Consider the following 16,321-nt stretch of genomic DNA (forward strand, 5'->3'; position numbering starts at 1 on the left):
GGCGCGCTGGCGAGCGGCGAAACCATGCGCCTGACGGGGCTGGTTGCTGAAGGGTACCGGTCGCTCAAATCGATCCGGCTCGAGCTTGGCCAGGTCGCATTGTTCGTTGGTGAGAACGGCGTCGGAAAATCCAATCTCTACCGCGCCCTGCAGCTGATCAAGGCAGCCGGTGAAGGCACGCTTGCCCGTTCGATCGCCGGCGAAGGCGGTATGCAATCGGCGTTGTGGTCGGGCAAACGCCGTCTGGGCCAGCCGGTGCGTGTCATCCTGCAGGCGGATATCGAAGATGACGAGACGGCGGCGCGTTTTTCCTACCGGGTGGAGATCGGCTTGCCGCCGCCGGTTTCAGCTGGGTTTGCCTTCGAACCGCACGTCAAGGAAGAAGCGCTGACGGTCGAGACCGGACGCCGTCCCGTGGAGATGATGAGCCGCAAAGGGCCGACGGCCCATGGCCGCGACAGCGACGGCAGACGGACAGAGCACTCCGTGAAACTGCTCAATTCAGAGACGGCGCTGGCGGTACTCGGGGCATCGGGCCGTTATCCGGAGACGGGTGATCTGCGGGCGGCGGTCTCGGGGTGGCGCTTCTATCATGGTTTCCGGACCGACGCCGATTCGCCGGTCAGGAAGCCGTCGCTGGCGATTACCGCGACGCTGCTCGACGAAGATGGTGGCAATCTCGCCGCCGTGTTCGCGACGCTTGCCCATATCAGGCAGGACACGGTCGACCTTGATCGCGCGCTATCCGATGCGCTGGGAGCAAAACTCGAAGTACCGGAGCCGGGCGAGAGCGCGACATTCGGATTGCGGCTTCCGGATTTTCCCCAGCGGCTGTTCCGGCCGCAGGAACTGTCGGATGGGCAGATCCGTTTTCTGGCGCTGGCGGGAGCGCTGATGTCCTATCGCCTGCCGGGGCTGATTGCACTCAACGAGCCGGAGGCCAGCTTGCATCCACGCATGCTGCCGGCGCTGGCCGACATGATTGCCAAGGCGGCGGAACGCACACAGCTTTGGGTCGTCACGCATTCGCGTGATCTGGCCGGCCTCATCGCCGACCGCACCGGTGCACGAGCGCTCACCGTGGTACGCCTGGACGGCGCTACGACCATCGAGGGTCTCAGGCTCACGGGTCGGATTTCGGACGATGACTAGAGCGTTTCAGCGTTTCGCGGAAACGCTCTGGTTTCTCCTTCTTGTGCGCTCCGGACGAAAACCGTTACGCGCTTTTCCCGGCCCTAGCGGGTTGCGGTAACATCGGTGCGAGGCTTGATCAGCTTCCAGCCCAGCGTCATGCCGGCGGCGGCAATCAGGATAGCGATCGCTCCCACCAGTTGCAGCGGATGAAGGCGCTGTCCGAAGACGACGAAGTCGGCGATGATGGCGACAACCGGGTAGATGAAGGACAGCGCGCCGACGAGATTGGTTGGCAGTTTCTGGATCGCGCCGTAGAGCAGGATGTACATCAGCCCGGTGTGCAGGATGCCGACCGCGGCGAGCAGAGCCCAGGTGCGGGCATCTGCTGGCAGGCTCGTGAGATTGGCGAACGGAACCAGCATCAGGATACCGACGGTGACCTGGATGAGCGCGATCAGGTGTGGCGGCACGCCCTTCAGCTTCTTCGCCACGATCGCGGCAATCGCATAGAAGAACGCCGCGCCGAGCGCCAGCAGGATGCCGACCAGGTAGTTCGAGCCGGTATGGGCGGCGTCGGGCTTGGCCTGCACGATCAGCAGCATGCCTGCGAAGGCAATCGCCAGCCAGCTCACTTTGGTGAGCGTCAGCCGTTCGCCGAACAACAGCGCACCCAGCGCCACCAGCATGAAGGGCTGGGTGTTATAGACGGCGGTCGCGATCGAGATCGAGGCTCTCGGGAAGGCGGCGAAGAGCAGCAGCCAGTTGGAGACGATGGCGATGCCGCCGATGATCGCGTAGACGATCTGCTGGCGCGAGATCACGTCGCGCCTGAACAAGCCAAGGGCGCCGCAAACAATCAGCAGCGTGATGGCGCCGAAGGCGCAGCGCCAGAACACCACGTCCATCACCGGCTGCCCGGACAGCACGACAAATACGCCGATCGTTCCAGAGATCGCCATTGCAGCGGTCATCTCGACCGTTCCACGTGTGTTGTCCGACATGATGCGACCTTTCTTTCGTTCGTGGCCGTTTTGTACGCCCCCGAACGTTCGGGATATATGGATCATGAAAGGTATTTGCGGGTGAGACCCTAATTCTGTAAGGTCTGATGCATCAAAACCCTAAGGATAGGTGATGTTGGACGATCTAGACCGGCGTATTGTCGAGATACTGGTCGACGATGCGCGTATTTCACTGAAGGAGTTGGCGGCGCGTGTGAACCTGTCGTCGCCGAGCACGTCGGAGCGATTGCGGCGGCTGGAGGAACGCGGCGTCATCCGCGCTTTCACGGTGGATGTCGATCCCGCCGCGCTTGGCTATACGCTGCAGGCGATCGTGCGCATCAAGCCGCTGCCGGGCAGATTGCACCAGGTGCAGAAACTGGTCGAGGAAATTCCGGAATTCACCGAATGCGACAAGGTGACCGGTGATGACTGCTTCATCGGGCGGCTGCACATCCGTTCGATCAGCGATCTCGACAGGATCCTCGACAAGATCACCGACAAGGCCGAAACCAGCAGTGCCATAGTCAAGGCACAACCGGTGAAGCGTCGGCTGCCGCCGTTCGCCTGAACCGTGCCGGACAAAAAAGAACCGGCGCCTGGATGGCGCCGGTTCTCTTCAAGCGAAAGCTGAAATCAGCCGATCTTCTGGCCGGTCTTGGCCCAGTCGGCGAGGAATTGTTCGAGGCCCTTGTCGGTGAGCGGGTGCTTGACCAGCGCCTTCAGCGTGGCTGGCGGGATGGTGGCGACGTCGGCGCCGATCAGGGCAGCGCGCTTGACGTGTTCCGGCGTGCGGATCGAGGCGGCCAGGATCTCGGTGTCGAAGCCGTAATTGTCATAGACCTGGCGGATCTCGGCGATCACTTCCATGCCGTCGAAGCCCATGTCGTCGAGACGGCCGATGAAGGGCGAGATGAAGCTGGCGCCAGCCTTGGCGGCGAGCAGCGCCTGGTTGGCCGAGAAGCAGAGCGTGACGTTGACCATGCGGCCTTCGGCGCGGATGGCGCGGCAGGCCTTGAGGCCGTCGAGGGTGAGCGGCACCTTGATGCAGACATTGTCGGCGATCTTGGCCAGCACCTTGGCTTCCTTCATCATGCCATCGAAATCGGTGGCAGTGACTTCAGCCGAAACCGGACCTTCGACGATGTCGCAGATCTGCTTGGTGACTTCGTCGATCTTGCCGCCGGACTTCAGGATCAGCGACGGATTGGTGGTGACGCCGTCGAGCAGGCCAAGCGCGTTGAGTTCCTGGATTTCCTTCACATCTGCGGTGTCGACGAAGAATTTCATGGTGGTCTCCTTGGGGGGAATGAGGCACTGCGCTGTTGCAAGCGTTCGGGGCTTGGCGTTGCTCTTTGCTCTAGACCAAAGTCGGGGCAAGGTCACGCGTCATGAAAGAAGATTCGCCCTTCACGACGGCCGCGCCCGTCCTGGTGCCGATGCCGGCCGAACGAGCCTACACCTACGCGGTGCCGGAACGCATGCGCGTGGTGCCGGGTTCCATCGTGCGGGTGCCGCTTGGACCCAGGCTGGTCGCGGGTGTGGTATGGGATGGCATCGTCGAGCATGTCGAAGCCCGGAAGCTGAGACCGATCGAGCATGTCTTCGATTGTCCGCCGATCGATCACGACATGCGCCGTTTCGTCGACTGGATCGCACAATACACGCTGACCCCGCCCGGCCTTGTCGCGCGCATGCTGCTGCGCGCGCCCGAGGCGTTCGATCCGGAGCCGTGGATCGAAGGCCTGCAGCGCACCGCCACGATACCGGACCGGATGACGAGCGCCAGGTCGCGCGTTCTGGAAACCGCCGATGGCGGCCTGGCGTGGACACGCTCGGGCCTGGCGCATGCGGCAGGCGTCTCTTCGACCGTCATCGATGGGCTGAAGGCGCAGGGCGTGTTCGAAACGGTGATGATCCCGCCGCGCCCCGTGGTGGCCGCACCCGACCCAACCTATGCGCGGCCGGAACTGACGCCGGATCAGGCGGCCGCCGCCGAAACCTTGCGCGCAGGGGCGGCCGCGGGGACTTTCGGCGTGACGCTGCTCGACGGCGTTACCGGATCAGGCAAGACGGAAGTCTATTTCGAAGCGGTGGCGACAGCGCTCGAAAAAGGCAAGCAGGTGCTGATCCTGCTGCCGGAAATCGCACTCACCCATGCTTTCCTCGAGCGCTTCCAGATGCGCTTTGGCGCCAAGCCGGCGGAATGGCATTCCGATCTTGCGCCGAAAATGCGCGAGCGCGTGTGGCGGCAGGTCGCGGAAGGCACGGTGCGGGTGGTGGCCGGTGCACGCTCGGCGTTGTTCCTGCCGTTCAAGGAACTCGGCCTTATCGTCGTCGACGAGGAACATGACCCTGCCTACAAGCAGGAGGATCGCGTTTTCTACAATGCCCGCGACATGGCCGTGGTGCGCGGCCATATCGGCGCCTTCCCGATCGTGCTCGCTTCCGCGACGCCTTCGGTCGAGAGCCAGGTCAATGCCAATCAGGGTCGCTATGCCCGTGTCGACCTGCCGGCGCGCTTTGCGGAAGCCGCCTTGCCCACCTTGCGCTCGGTCGACATGCGCCGCGCACCGCCGGCACGCGGCAACTTCCTGTCGCCGTTGCTTGTCGAGGCGATGACCAAGACCCTGGCGAGGGAAGAGCAGTCGCTGCTGTTCCTCAACCGACGCGGCTATGCGCCGCTGACGTTGTGCCGGTCCTGCGGCCATCGTTTCGGCTGCCCGGTCTGTTCGGCGTGGCTGGTCGAACACCGCTTTCGCGGGCAACTGGTTTGCCATCATTGCGGGCACAATGAGAGGCGTCCCGACGCCTGCCCGGAATGCGGCACTCTGGATCATCTGGTGGCCTGCGGGCCGGGCGTAGAGCGCATCGCCGAAGAGGTTGTCGCCACTTTCCCGGACGCGCGCACCATCGTGCTGTCGTCCGACCTCGTCGGCGGGGTGCGACGACTCAGGCTGGAACTGGAGGCCATCGCGAAAGGCGAGGCCGATATCGTCATCGGCACGCAACTCGTCGCCAAGGGGCACAATTTCCCGAACATGACGCTGGTCGGCATCGTCGACGCGGATCTCGGCCTTGCCAATGGCGACCCGCGCGCGGCCGAACGCACCTTCCAGCTTCTCTCGCAGGTGACAGGCCGTGCCGGCCGTACCGGCAAGAAGAGCCTTGGCCTGCTCCAGACCTATCAACCGGATCATCCGGTGATGCGGGCGATCGTTTCCGGAGATGTTGGGGCCTTCTATGAACGCGAGATCGCCGAGCGGGAGCGCGCTGCGCTGCCGCCGTTCGGACGACTTGCCGGCATCATCGTCAGCGCCGAGACGCGCCATGACGCTGAAGCACACGCGCGCGGCTTGCGCCGGGCAACGCCGGAAGCGCCGGACATCTTCGTGCTGGGCCCCGCGGAAGCGCCATTGGCGCTGGTCGGCGGCCGTCACCGCTTCCGTCTGCTGGTGCATGGCGAACGGCGCTCCGACATTCAGGGTTTCGTGCGCCAGATGCTGGCGGAGGGGCCAAAGGTTCGCGGTTCGGTGCGGGTGAGTGTCGATATCGACCCACAGAGCTTCCTGTGAGGTTGTTTCCTTGATCTGCGCCGACAGGAGCGATCTCGAATACCACCCTCTCAACCGGGAGCAGCATGGCGCAGCCGTGGCGGAATTTTACGAGCGGGCCGCCGACTATGTCCTGATGGAGCGTGGCCAGCCTCCTGGCACCGAGGCCGTTCAAGCTTTCTTCGAGGATTGTCCTCCGGGTTGCGATCCGGTCGGCTCCATCAAACTGGGATGCCTTGATCGGCAGGGTTGGATCGCCGGCATTTCGGACATGGCGTTCGGCTTTCCCGACACGGCGGATGCCTATATCGGCCTGTTGCTCGTCGATCCCGGGATGCGCGGGCAAGGGATCGGCCGATGTTTTCTGGACCGTCTTGTTCATCGGGCTCAAATCAGGCGTTGCAAGCGAATGCTGGTTGCCGTGATCGATGAAAACGCGCGAGGCCGGCGTTTCTGGGAGCGCGAGGGGTTTGTGCTGGAAAAGACCTTCGAGCCACGGGATATCGGCCTGAAGAAGCACGTGTTGCATCGGTTGGCGAGACCGCTTTGAACGCAGTCGGTCAGAGCGGTCTGGCCACGGTCAGCAGGAGCGGCGCGTGTTCCGCCGTGTCGGTTCGCATCAGCTGCCAGCCCGCGGCTTCGAGGTTGCTGCGAAGTCCGGCGGCGATCGGTCCAACCTGATCTGTCGATGGTTGCTCATAAGCGAGGACAAGCCTGCCGTCCGGCTTGATGAGGCCGGGCTGCTGGCAAGGGATGGCAAGAGGAGAGCAAAAGGTTTCCGCAAGCGGAAAGTTTTTGTTGCCATGCCGCCTGCAAGCAAATAGTTTCCGCCAATGGAAACTATTGAGGACCCTTCATGTCGCTGACCCTGTATCTCCATCCGCTCGCCGCGTTCTGCCACAAGGTTCTGATCGCGTTTTACGAAAACCAGGTGGATTTCCGTTCCGAGACCGTCGACCTCATGGATCCCGGTTCGGCGGCGCAGCATCTGGCGCGATGGCCGGTGGGCAAGATCCCGGTTCTGCATGACGCTGCCCGCAATCGTGTGGTGCCGGAAACCAGCATCATCATCGAATATGTGCAGCAGCAATATGCGGGCCCATTGCCGATGCTGCCGGAAGCTGCGGACGCGCAACTCGAGGCTCGTTTGTGGGACCGCTTTTTCGATCTCTATGTCAGTGAGCCGATGCAGAAGGTGGTTACCGACCGGCTGCGGCCGGAGGGTGGCAACGATCCCGTCGGCGTTGCTTCCGCCAGGAAGACCCTGGACACCGCCTATGCCATGATCGATGGGCAATTGGCCGGGAAAAAGTGGGCCACCGGTGACGACTTCACCATCGCCGATTGCGCCGCGGCTCCATGCCTGTTTTTTTCTTCGATCGTGCATCCATTTGCTGCCGATCAGGATAGTCTCTCCGCCTATTTCGAACGTTTGCTGAAGCGGCCGTCGGTCAAGAGAACGCTTGAAGAAGCGCGGCCATTCTTCTCAATGTTCCCCTACCGCGCAGTCATGCCGGAGCGTTTTGCAAGCGGCGCCGCCTTTGTCTGAGGTTATCCATGCAGCAAGCCCAGCCCCTCGACCGCATCTTCCTGGCACTCGCCGACCCAGGCCGACGCGGCATGGTCGAACAGCTGGCGCGTGGTCCGGCCACGGTGAAAGAACTGGCGCAGCCGGCCAATATGCGACTGCCGTCAGCGGTCAAGCATCTCAAGGTTCTCGAAGAGGGCGGCATCGTGGTTTCGCGCAAGGCTGGCCGCACCCGCACCTATGCCATGCGGCGCGACGCATTCTCGCCGGTGAACGATTGGGTGGGTGCGCGAGAAACCGCTCTCAATGCCGCATTCGATCGCCTCGCCCAAGCGATTGCTGAAATGCCTGAAGAGGAACAATCATGACGATCGAGCACAAGACCTTTGTCGTTGAGCGTGAGCTGGCAGCCAGTCCGAAGCATGCCTTCCGCTTTTTTTCGGAGCAGGCGCTCAAGGAGCGCTGGACCTCCTGTCATCCCGACTGGACCGTGCTTGAGGAGGCGTTCGATTTTCGCGTCGGCGGCATCGAGGCCAAACGCTGGCGTACCGACAAAGGGCATGAGCAGACTTTCCTTGCCCGCTATCTCGATATCGTGCCAGCGAAGCGCATTATCTATGCCTTCGACATGAGCTTCGCAGACGAACGGCTTTCAGCGTCGCTGGCGACGGTCGAGTTCTTTGCCGAGGCGGCCCAGACGCGGATGGTCTTCACGGAACAGATCGCCTGGCTTGGCGATGCCAACGCGTTACCGTTGCGTATCGCCGGTACCGGCGAGGGGTTGGACCTGCTCGCGGACATCATCGCGATGGAAGCCATCGGTGTGCACTAGGCTACGGTTTTTATTGTGATATATCAATTGATATATCACTTGTCGGACTTCCAGCAGTTCGCATTGGCTCGCTGAAAACATGCGTGAAGGTTCACAAGGTCATCGCCAGGAACAGGCCGCCGACAACGGCAATGTTGACGATGAAGGTGGAGCGCAGGCCCTCTCTTTGTGGGCCGGAATAACGCCAGAAATTGAGTGCTAGCGTGCTTGCAGCGATTGTGAACACGATCAGGGCGACCGCGGCATAAGGTCTGTAGAAACCGAGAGCCAGACACAGGCCGGCCGTTATCTCGAGCATTGAGCCGGCAGCGAGCAGCGGCACCGGTGCCGGGAAGCCATGCTCGCCAAGCTGTCCGGTGATGGCTCGGAAGCGCAGGAAATGCTCCAGTCCCGCCCAGACAAAGACGCCGCCGAGCAGGATGAAGCCCAGATGCTGAACGAAAAAGAGCATGGCAGACCTCGCATGGTGTGAGCGTGTCACATCATGTCCCGGCATCTCGCCATGATCTTGAAAGAAACGGCCAAACGGTCCGCTTCAGTCGTCCGGCGTGCCAGCCGTGACAGCGGCTAGCCAGCGGCGCACGATCTTCTGTTCGTCTTCGGAATATCCGGCAGCAAGATCGACCTCTAGCAGCCGGACGCGTCCGCGTGCCTCGGCATAGAGCGCCTCACCTTTTTCGCTCAGTTCCAGCTGGCGGATACGCTCGTTGCTGGCATGGCGACGTTTCACGATCGTCCCGGCCTTTTCGAGGTTGGCAACGATGACGCTGAGCGTCTGCGGCGTCAGCAATGCCGCGCGTGCCAGATCGGCGTTGGACAGGCCGGGATAGGCATTCAGCATCGCCAACACCGCGAATTGCGGCTGGGTGATGCCGAGATCTGCGAGTGTCGCCTCCATGCGGTAGCGATAGGCCCCTGCCGCCTGGCGCAGCAGATAGCCGAAATAACCATCCTCACCGCGCTTGCCTTCGCCGGTGCGTGGTATCTGCTGTTTGGAATCCGCGCTGGCTATGACGTCTCTCCCTGCTCAGTTGGTGTGGCCTTCATGGTCATCGGGCAAAAACACCGTCAAGGGCCCACAATTCTCGTCCGCGACGAACATGGCAAGCAAGGAAGCAGGTTCGGTCTTGCTGGCGTTCTCCGCAAACAGATGGATTGCGCCTTTCGGTTCAAACCAGCTCTGTCCTTCGCTGTAGGTCATCGGCGGCTCACCTGCGAGCTGTGATTTCAGCGTGCCTTTCAAGACAAAGGCGGTGACGTTGCCGGGGTGATGATGGCGGGGCGTGTAGGCATCTGGCGGGAAGTTCACGATGGCCATGGTCACGGCCTTGCCGGGAATGTCGGCCAGGGGCGTGCAGGAAATCGGTTTGATTTCAGTCGCTGGCCGGGCTGAAGCTGAGGCAGGCAAACTGCCCTCTGCCATGTGCATGGCAGCCGGTCGCGGCTTCGACACCGCGAGATAGACCCCAGCGAGAGCGATAGCGGCCACAAGGATCGCGGCCGACAAAGCGTATCGCCGCTTCGGCGTAACTTGCGATACCCTGTCGTTGAACACCTGACTCATGTCCTGTTTCTCCTGAAACCGGCATCCCATCCGAGTTCCGCGGCGGCCTTCTCGGTGGAAACCTGATCGTTCGGTTGTGCGATGTTGTAGATGCCGCTGCCACGGTCGACGGCGAGCAAAGCCGCGCCGGCCGCGGCGTCGACATGCACTGAGGCGCCGGGTTTTGGCGCATCACATCCGGTACCTGGGCCGTAGAACTGTCCGTAGCGCAGGATGACGGCATCCATCGGTGCAGCGAGAACCTGACTTTCCAGTGCAATGACGCCATTGACGCTGATCGCGCGGGGCCCTTCTGCGTCGGCATCCAGAGGGTCCTGTTCACCATGTGGCAGTGGGCCGGGCGCGTAAGCCCAGGCGATGCTCTGCGCGATCAGTCGTGTGGCGCCAGCGCGCTTTGCCGCCTCGACGAGATTGCGGGTGCCTTCGTCGCGTATGCGGGCGTTGCGCACGATGGCTTCGCCCATCTGAGCTGGATCGAGATCCTTCGGCAGGTCGGTCAACTGATGAATGACGATCTGCGGCCGGATTTCTAGCATGGCTGCCGCCAGCGTAGCGGCGTCGAAGACATCAACGATTGCGGCTCTTGCGCCTGCCGTTTCCAGGTCTTCGGCTTTTGCTGCCGAGCGCGTGGCGCCCCATACGAGATGGCCGCCTTCTACAAGCATCGGTACGAGGCGCTGCCCAACAGCTCCCGTAGCACCAGCGAGAAAAATCCTATGCCTCATCCAGGTCGTCTCCATAGTGTCAAAGCACTGATATCAGTGCACTGATACCGCGTCAAGCGATGACGATGCGATGATGGTGCGCACGGCCGCGCGCTTGACTTCCCGGAACGATGATCTTCAATGCGGCCTCGTTACGAGGGGACTACAATGGAATTTTCATTTCCTTGGCCGGCGACCCAGGGCGAATGGCTCGCATGGTCTAGCGCGGCGGTCACGCTGCTGCTCGGTCTGGCCCTGTTCTTTGCGCCGGGTCTCTGTTTCAAGCTGCTACGCCTGCAGCCCAAGCCGGAAAAACCGGAGGCGATCGCCGAAGGGCGGGCGCGCATGGCTGGTTTTTATCTCGGCGTCGGGCTCTGCGCGATTCTCCTGGCCCAGCCGCTGCTCTATATGGCGCTCGGCTTCTCCTGGCTGTTCACCGCCTTCGGGCGAATCCTCGCCATGATGTCGGATGGCGCCAACACACCATACAACTGGGGTGCAGTCGTCGTGGAGATCGTGCTGGCGGTGTTGCCGCTTGCCTTCGCCTTCGGCTTTTTGCCCTGAATCACGGTGAATCCGCCGCCAGCCATTGAACTCGGCCGCCGGATGCGACAAAAGTGCCTTGAAAGCATGTCCGTGGACGCATTGCGGTCCTGAAAAGCCTGTGCTAGACGGCAACCGACTTTCGACCCGGGGACAGCGGAAGCCGCGTCCCTTGGCTTGAAAAAATGCAGTAAGGTCAAAGATTTAGCCAGAGTTTTCGCTCGCGCCAACGATCTGCGGCCTCTCAGACAAGAGAAAAGACGGTCCGTGGCCCAAACGTCCTCGCCAATCTCCGCTGTCGCAGAACGCTATGCGTCATCGCTTTTCGAGCTGGCACTTCAGGCGAACTCCATCGCCAAGGTCGAAGCAGATCTCAGCAGTTTCGAGGCCCTGCTTTCCGGTAGCGATGATCTAAAGCGCCTGATCGAGAGCCCGGTCTTCTCGACCGAAGAACAGGTCCGCGCCATCTCCGCCATCGCCGACAAGGCCAAGATCGTCGGCCTCGCCGGAAACTTCCTGCGCGTCGTGGCCGGCAACCGGCGCCTCTTCGCCGTGCCTGGCATGATCAAGGCGTTCCGCCGCATCGCTGCCGAGCATCGCGGGGAGACTGCCGCCGAGGTGACGTCGGCGCATGCGCTGACGTCGGCCCAGGAGGCCGAACTGAAGACTGCACTGAAAGCTGTCGCCGGCAAGGACGTTGCGATCACCGTTACGGTCGATCCTTCGCTGCTCGGTGGCATGATCGTGAAGATGGGCTCGCGCCAGATCGACACGTCGCTTAAAACCAAACTCAATTCGCTCAAGCTTGCACTGAAAGAGGTCGGCTGATGGACATCCGCGCCGCGGAAATTTCCGCAATTCTGAAAGACCAGATCAAGAACTTCGGCAAGGAAGCCGAAGTCTCCGAGGTGGGTCAGGTCCTGTCGGTGGGCGACGGTATCGCCCGCGTCTACGGTCTGGACAACGTCCAGGCCGGTGAGATGGTCGAGTTCCCGGGCGGCATCCGCGGCATGGCGCTGAACCTCGAAGCCGACAATGTCGGCGTCGTTATCTTCGGTGCCGACCGCGACATCAAGGAAGGCGACACCGTCAAGCGTACCGGTGCCATCGTGGACGTTCCGGTCGGTCCGGGACTGCTCGGTCGCGTCGTTGACGCGCTCGGCAATCCGATCGACGGCAAGGGCCCGATCAAGGGCGTCGAGCGTCGCCGCGTCGACGTCAAGGCGCCGGGCATCATTCCCCGCAAGTCGGTGCACGAGCCGATGTCGACCGGCCTCAAGGCCATCGACGCGCTCATCCCGGTCGGCCGCGGCCAGCGCGAGCTGGTCATCGGTGACCGTCAGACCGGCAAGACCGCCATCATCCTTGACACCATGCTGAACCAGAAGTCGGTGCACGAAACCGGCCCTGAATCGGAAAAGCTGTTCTGCGTCTACGTTGCCGTCGGCCAGAAGCGTTCGACCGTTGCGCAGTTCGTGAAGGTGCTGGAAGAGCGTGGCGCGCTCGATTACTCGATCATCATCGCTGCCACCGCTTCGGACCCGGCGCCGATGCAGTTCCTGGCGCCGTTTACCGGCTGCACCATGGGCGAATATTTCCGCGACAACGGCATGCATGCCCTGATTTCCTACGACGATCTGTCCAAGCAGGCCGTTGCCTATCGTCAGATGTCGCTGCTGCTGCGCCGCCCGCCGGGCCGTGAAGCTTATCCGGGCGACGTCTTCTACCTGCACTCCCGTCTGCTTGAGCGCGCTGCGAAGCTTAATGACGACAACGGCAACGGTTCGCTGACCGCTCTGCCGGTCATCGAGACGCAGGCCAACGACGTGTCGGCTTACATCCCGACCAACGTGATCTCGATCACCGACGGCCAGATCTTCCTTGAAACCAACCTGTTCTTCCAGGGTATCCGCCCGGCCGTGAACGTCGGTCTCTCGGTGTCGCGCGTCGGCTCGTCGGCCCAGATCAAGGCGATGAAGCAGGTTGCAGGTTCGATTAAGGGCGAGCTCGCACAGTACCGCGAAATGGCGGCCTTCGCGCAGTTCGGCTCGGACCTCGACGCCGCAACGCAGCGCCTGCTGAATCGTGGTTCGCGCCTGACGGAGCTCTTGAAGCAGCCGCAGTTCTCGCCGCTCAAGACCGAAGAGCAGGTCGCCGTGATCTTCGCCGGCGTGAACGGCTATCTCGACAAGCTGTCGCTCAATCAGGTCAGCAAGTTCGAGCAGGGTCTGCTCTCGCATATGCGCAACGCCGGCAAGGCGGTTCTCGATGCGATCCGCAAGGAGAAGGCGCTGTCGGACGATCTGCGCGGCAAGCTGAAGGCCGAGATCGACAACTTCGCCAAGACCTTCGCGTAAGTGGCGGAAGACGGGACCGGGTTTGAAGCATGCCTTCACTAAAAGACCTTCGTAACCGTATCGCCTCGGTCAAGGCGACGCAGAAGATCACCAAAGCGATGCAGATGGTCGCTGCGGCGAAGCTGCGTCGTGCCCAGGAGGCTGCGGAAGCGGCGCGTCCCTACTCCGAACGGATGGGCGCGGTGCTGGCCAACATCACCCAGGCGGTCGGTGGCGGCAGTGACGCTCCGGCGCTGATGACCGGCACCGGCAAGGACGACGTGCATCTGCTCGTCGTCTGCACCGCTGAGCGCGGCCTGTGCGGTGGCTTCAACTCGCAGATCGCGCGTCTGGCGCGTGACCATATCCGCAAGCTTCTGGCGGCCGGCAAGCAGGTGAAGATCATCTGCGTCGGCAAGAAGGGCTTCGACATCTTGCGCCGCGACTACGCATCGCTGATCCTCGACCGCGTCGACCTGCGCGAAGTGCGCACGCTGAGCTTCGTCAATGCGGATGCGATCGCCAAGAAGGTGATCGGCCTGTTCAACGATGGCCAATTCGACGTCTGCACGCTGTTCTATTCGAACTTCAAGTCGGTGATCAGCCAGGTTCCGACCGCGCAGCAGATCATTCCTGCGGCGATGGAAGCTTCGGGTGAAGCCAGCAACGGCGCCGCCGTTTACGAATACGAGCCGGAGCCAGGCGAAATCCTTTCCGACCTCATCCCGCGCAACATCGCGGTGCAGATCTTCCGTGCGCTGCTTGAAAACGCAGCCGGTGAGATGGGCGCCAAGATGAGCGCGATGGACAGTGCGACGCGCAACGCCGGTGATATGATCAACAGGCTGTCGATCACGTACAACCGTCAGCGTCAGGCGCAGATCACCAAGGAACTGATCGAAATCATTTCGGGCGCCGAGGCGCTCTAAGCGTGAACCGCGAGGGCCGGTGGCCTTCGCACGGAGCACGCGGTAACCAAACGGACGAAAAAGGGTAAACACGATGGCGAAAGCAGCGACCCCGAAGAAGGAGGCACCGGCGAAGGCCGCGGCTGCTTCCAAGGCGCCTGCGGCGGCAAAGACCGCCCCGGAAAAGAAGGCGGCCGCTCCCGCAAAGGCAGCGGCACCGGCCAAGACTGCAGCTCCGGCGAAGGCTACGGCCCCAGCCAAGGCTGCCGCGGCAGCGAAGGCTCCAGCCAAGACCATCGCGGTCAAGGCCACTGGCTCTGCCGGCAAGGTCCGCCAGGTCATCGGCGCCGTTGTCGACGTGCAGTTCGACAACCATCTGCCGGCGATCCTGAACGCGCTGGAGACCGAGAACGTCGGCAACCGTCTGGTTCTCGAAGTCGCCCAGCACCTCGGCGAAAACACCGTGCGCTGCATCGCCATGGACTCCACCGAAGGTCTGGTTCGTGGCCAGTCGGTCTACGACACCGGCGCGCCGATCTCGGTTCCGGTCGGTCCGGGCATGCTCGGCCGCATCATCAACGTCATCGGCGAGCCGGTTGACGAAGCTGGTCCCGTCGACGGCATCGAAATCCGCTCCATCCACCAGCCGGCCCCGGCCTATGTCGACCAGTCGACGGAAGCGCAGATCCTCGTCACCGGCATCAAGGTTCTCGACCTGCTCGCACCTTATGCTCGCGGCGGTAAGATCGGCCTGTTCGGCGGCGCCGGCGTCGGCAAGACCGTTCTCATCCAGGAACTGATCAACAACGTTGCCAAGGCGCACGGCGGCTATTCGGTGTTCGCCGGTGTCGGTGAGCGCACCCGCGAAGGCAATGATCTCTATCACGAGTTCATCGAGTCGGGCGTCAACAAGAAGGGCGGCGGCGAAGGTTCGAAGGCGGCGCTCGTCTATGGCCAGATGAACGAGCCGCCGGGAGCCCGCGCCCGCGTCGCTCTGACCGGTCTGACGGTCGCCGAGTATTTCCGCGATCAGGGCCAGGACGTGCTGTTCTTCGTCGACAACATCTTCCGCTTCACCCAGGCGGGTTCGGAAGTGTCGGCTCTGCTCGGCCGTATTCCTTCGGCCGTGGGTTATCAGCCGACGCTCGCCACCGACATGGGCGCGCTGCAGGAGCGCATCACCACCACCACCAAGGGTTCAATCACCTCGGTGCAGGCCATCTACGTGCCAGCCGACGACTTGACCGACCCGGCGCCGGCAACCTCGTTCGCGCACCTTGATGCGACGACCGTGTTGAACCGCGCCATCTCGGAAAAGGGTATCTATCCTGCGGTGGATCCGCTGGACTCGACCTCGCGTATGCTGGATCCGCTGATCGTCGGTGACGAGCACTATCAGGTCGCCCGTCAGGTGCAGTCGATCCTCCAGCGCTACAAGTCGCTGCAGGACATCATCGCCATCCTGGGCATGGACGAGCTGTCGGAAGAGGACAAGCAGACCGTTGCCCGCGCCCGCAAGATCGAGCGCTTCCTGTCGCAGCCGTTCTTCGTCGCCGAAGTGTTCACCGGCGCCCCTGGCAAGCTGGTCGACCTCGCCGACACCATCAAGGGCTTCAAGGGTCTCTGCAACGGCGACTACGATCACCTGCCGGAAGCCGCCTTCTACATGGTCGGCAACATCGACGAGGCGGTCGAGAAGGCCCAGCGTCTGGCTGCCGAAGCGGCTTGATCGCAAAAAGCAATCGCGCGGACGATAACGTCCGCGCGTTTCGTTCCGAGCGTTAGTGAGACGACATGGCTAAAGCTTTCAAATTTGAACTGGTCTCGCCCGAGCGTCTGCTTGTCTCGGAAGAGGTCGAGTCCGTCGTCATTCCGGGTGCGGAAGGCGAGATGACCGTCATGGCGGAACATGCTCCGGTCATGACCACCATCAAGCCGGGTGTCGTTACGGTGAAGCCGGCTTCCGGAAACGTACAGCGTTTCGTGGTGTTCGGCGGTTTCGCCGACATCCTGCCGTCTGGCTGCACACTGCTGGCGGAATCGGCTGTCGCTGTCGAGGATATCGACCGTTCCGACATCGCCCGTCGTATCCAGGAAGCGCGCGAGGACATCGCCGATTCCAAGGACGACGCGTCGCGCAGCAAGGCGGAGCAGTTCCTGCACCAGCTGACCACGCTGGAAGGCGCACTCTTGCCTGCCTGACGGATTGGACATACT

At 62.4% G+C, this 16,321-nt stretch carries 20 protein-coding genes; 14 read left to right on the forward strand and 6 right to left on the reverse strand.

Translation table 11 applies throughout. From position 1 onward, the window contains the following. Positions 1 to 24: 24 nt before the first annotated feature. The gene (locus AC3WTO_RS12495) at positions 25 to 1,152 is read left to right on the forward strand and encodes an AAA family ATPase (RefSeq protein ID WP_492461058.1); all 1,128 of its coding nucleotides are present in this window, start codon (positions 25 to 27) and stop codon (positions 1,150 to 1,152) included. Between the two features lie 83 nt (positions 1,153 to 1,235). Here the strand turns inward: AC3WTO_RS12495 and AC3WTO_RS12500 are convergent, their stop codons facing one another. Then, a complete protein-coding gene (locus tag AC3WTO_RS12500; RefSeq protein WP_492461059.1) occupies positions 1,236 to 2,135 on the reverse strand; it encodes a DMT family transporter in 900 nt (299 codons plus the stop codon). Positions 2,136 to 2,268: 133 nt separating this feature from the next. Here AC3WTO_RS12500 and AC3WTO_RS12505 point away from each other — a divergent pair, with 133 nt between their 5' ends. Beyond that, complete coding sequence (locus AC3WTO_RS12505; RefSeq protein WP_054310279.1) at positions 2,269 to 2,706, forward strand: Lrp/AsnC family transcriptional regulator; 438 nt, start codon at positions 2,269 to 2,271, stop codon at positions 2,704 to 2,706. A 65-nt stretch (positions 2,707 to 2,771) separates the two neighbouring features. On the opposite strand, the gene fsa is transcribed toward AC3WTO_RS12505, so the two are convergent. Then, on the reverse strand, positions 2,772 to 3,425 hold the full coding sequence (gene fsa / locus AC3WTO_RS12510) for a fructose-6-phosphate aldolase (protein ID WP_492461060.1): 654 nt from the start codon (positions 3,423 to 3,425) through the stop codon (positions 2,772 to 2,774). 101 nt (positions 3,426 to 3,526) lie between these two features. Between fsa and AC3WTO_RS12515 the strand changes: the two genes are divergently transcribed. The 6 genes from AC3WTO_RS12515 to AC3WTO_RS12540 are packed head-to-tail and all read left to right on the forward strand — an operon-like array spanning position 3,527 to position 8,049. Further along, entirely contained in the window at positions 3,527 to 5,710 is a 2,184-nt protein-coding gene (locus tag AC3WTO_RS12515) for a primosomal protein N' (protein ID WP_492461061.1), read from the forward strand. A 10-nt stretch (positions 5,711 to 5,720) separates the two neighbouring features. Further along, on the forward strand, positions 5,721 to 6,239 hold the full coding sequence (locus tag AC3WTO_RS12520) for a GNAT family N-acetyltransferase (protein WP_492461062.1): 519 nt from the start codon (positions 5,721 to 5,723) through the stop codon (positions 6,237 to 6,239). Between the two features lie 46 nt (positions 6,240 to 6,285). Continuing rightward, entirely contained in the window at positions 6,286 to 6,513 is a 228-nt protein-coding gene (locus tag AC3WTO_RS12525) for a hypothetical protein (protein ID WP_492461063.1), read from the forward strand. A 32-nt stretch (positions 6,514 to 6,545) separates the two neighbouring features. Further along, the gene (locus tag AC3WTO_RS12530) at positions 6,546 to 7,238 is read left to right on the forward strand and encodes a glutathione S-transferase family protein (protein WP_492461064.1); all 693 of its coding nucleotides are present in this window, start codon (positions 6,546 to 6,548) and stop codon (positions 7,236 to 7,238) included. A gap of 8 nt (positions 7,239 to 7,246) precedes the next feature. After that, positions 7,247 to 7,585, forward strand: a complete 339-nt coding sequence (locus AC3WTO_RS12535) for an ArsR/SmtB family transcription factor (protein WP_492461065.1) — start codon at positions 7,247 to 7,249, stop codon at positions 7,583 to 7,585. Beyond that, a complete protein-coding gene (locus AC3WTO_RS12540) occupies positions 7,582 to 8,049 on the forward strand; it encodes an SRPBCC family protein (RefSeq protein WP_492461066.1) in 468 nt (155 codons plus the stop codon). Before AC3WTO_RS12535 ends, AC3WTO_RS12540 begins: the two co-directional genes overlap by 4 nt. A 91-nt stretch (positions 8,050 to 8,140) precedes the next feature. Here AC3WTO_RS12540 and AC3WTO_RS12545 read toward each other — a convergent pair whose 3' ends face one another. The 4 genes from AC3WTO_RS12545 to AC3WTO_RS12560 all read right to left on the reverse strand — a co-directional run bounded on the left by AC3WTO_RS12545 (position 8,141) and on the right by AC3WTO_RS12560 (position 10,338). Continuing rightward, on the reverse strand, positions 8,141 to 8,500 hold the full coding sequence (locus AC3WTO_RS12545; RefSeq protein WP_492461067.1) for a DoxX family protein: 360 nt from the start codon (positions 8,498 to 8,500) through the stop codon (positions 8,141 to 8,143). Positions 8,501 to 8,584: 84 nt separating this feature from the next. Next, positions 8,585 to 8,947: a MarR family winged helix-turn-helix transcriptional regulator gene (locus AC3WTO_RS12550; RefSeq protein WP_492461068.1), complete on the reverse strand. Its 363-nt coding sequence runs from the start codon at positions 8,945 to 8,947 to the stop codon at positions 8,585 to 8,587. A 129-nt stretch (positions 8,948 to 9,076) separates the two neighbouring features. Next, a complete protein-coding gene (locus AC3WTO_RS12555) occupies positions 9,077 to 9,556 on the reverse strand; it encodes a cupin domain-containing protein (RefSeq protein ID WP_492461069.1) in 480 nt (159 codons plus the stop codon). A gap of 53 nt (positions 9,557 to 9,609) precedes the next feature. Continuing rightward, the gene (locus tag AC3WTO_RS12560) at positions 9,610 to 10,338 is read right to left on the reverse strand and encodes an NAD-dependent epimerase/dehydratase family protein (RefSeq protein ID WP_492461070.1); all 729 of its coding nucleotides are present in this window, start codon (positions 10,336 to 10,338) and stop codon (positions 9,610 to 9,612) included. Positions 10,339 to 10,485: 147 nt separating this feature from the next. Between AC3WTO_RS12560 and AC3WTO_RS12565 the strand changes: the two genes are divergently transcribed. From AC3WTO_RS12565 to AC3WTO_RS12590, 6 genes are all read left to right on the forward strand, one after another. Beyond that, the gene (locus tag AC3WTO_RS12565) at positions 10,486 to 10,881 is read left to right on the forward strand and encodes an AGROH133_08824 family phage infection protein (protein ID WP_492461071.1); all 396 of its coding nucleotides are present in this window, start codon (positions 10,486 to 10,488) and stop codon (positions 10,879 to 10,881) included. A 246-nt stretch (positions 10,882 to 11,127) separates the two neighbouring features. Next, a complete protein-coding gene (locus tag AC3WTO_RS12570; RefSeq protein ID WP_492461072.1) occupies positions 11,128 to 11,688 on the forward strand; it encodes a F0F1 ATP synthase subunit delta in 561 nt (186 codons plus the stop codon). Further along, positions 11,688 to 13,217: a F0F1 ATP synthase subunit alpha gene (gene atpA / locus AC3WTO_RS12575; RefSeq protein WP_326894895.1), complete on the forward strand. Its 1,530-nt coding sequence runs from the start codon at positions 11,688 to 11,690 to the stop codon at positions 13,215 to 13,217. The genes AC3WTO_RS12570 and atpA overlap by 1 nt, the downstream gene beginning before the upstream one ends. A 29-nt stretch (positions 13,218 to 13,246) precedes the next feature. Then, complete coding sequence (locus AC3WTO_RS12580) at positions 13,247 to 14,125, forward strand: F0F1 ATP synthase subunit gamma (RefSeq protein ID WP_492461073.1); 879 nt, start codon at positions 13,247 to 13,249, stop codon at positions 14,123 to 14,125. Positions 14,126 to 14,198: 73 nt separating this feature from the next. Continuing rightward, positions 14,199 to 15,833, forward strand: a complete 1,635-nt coding sequence (atpD, locus tag AC3WTO_RS12585) for a F0F1 ATP synthase subunit beta (RefSeq protein ID WP_492461074.1) — start codon at positions 14,199 to 14,201, stop codon at positions 15,831 to 15,833. A 65-nt stretch (positions 15,834 to 15,898) separates the two neighbouring features. After that, the gene (locus tag AC3WTO_RS12590; RefSeq protein ID WP_492461075.1) at positions 15,899 to 16,306 is read left to right on the forward strand and encodes a F0F1 ATP synthase subunit epsilon; all 408 of its coding nucleotides are present in this window, start codon (positions 15,899 to 15,901) and stop codon (positions 16,304 to 16,306) included. Positions 16,307 to 16,321 lie beyond the last annotated feature (15 nt).

The sequence above is a fragment of the Mesorhizobium sp. EU05-FHT14A09 genome (assembly GCF_058790995.1).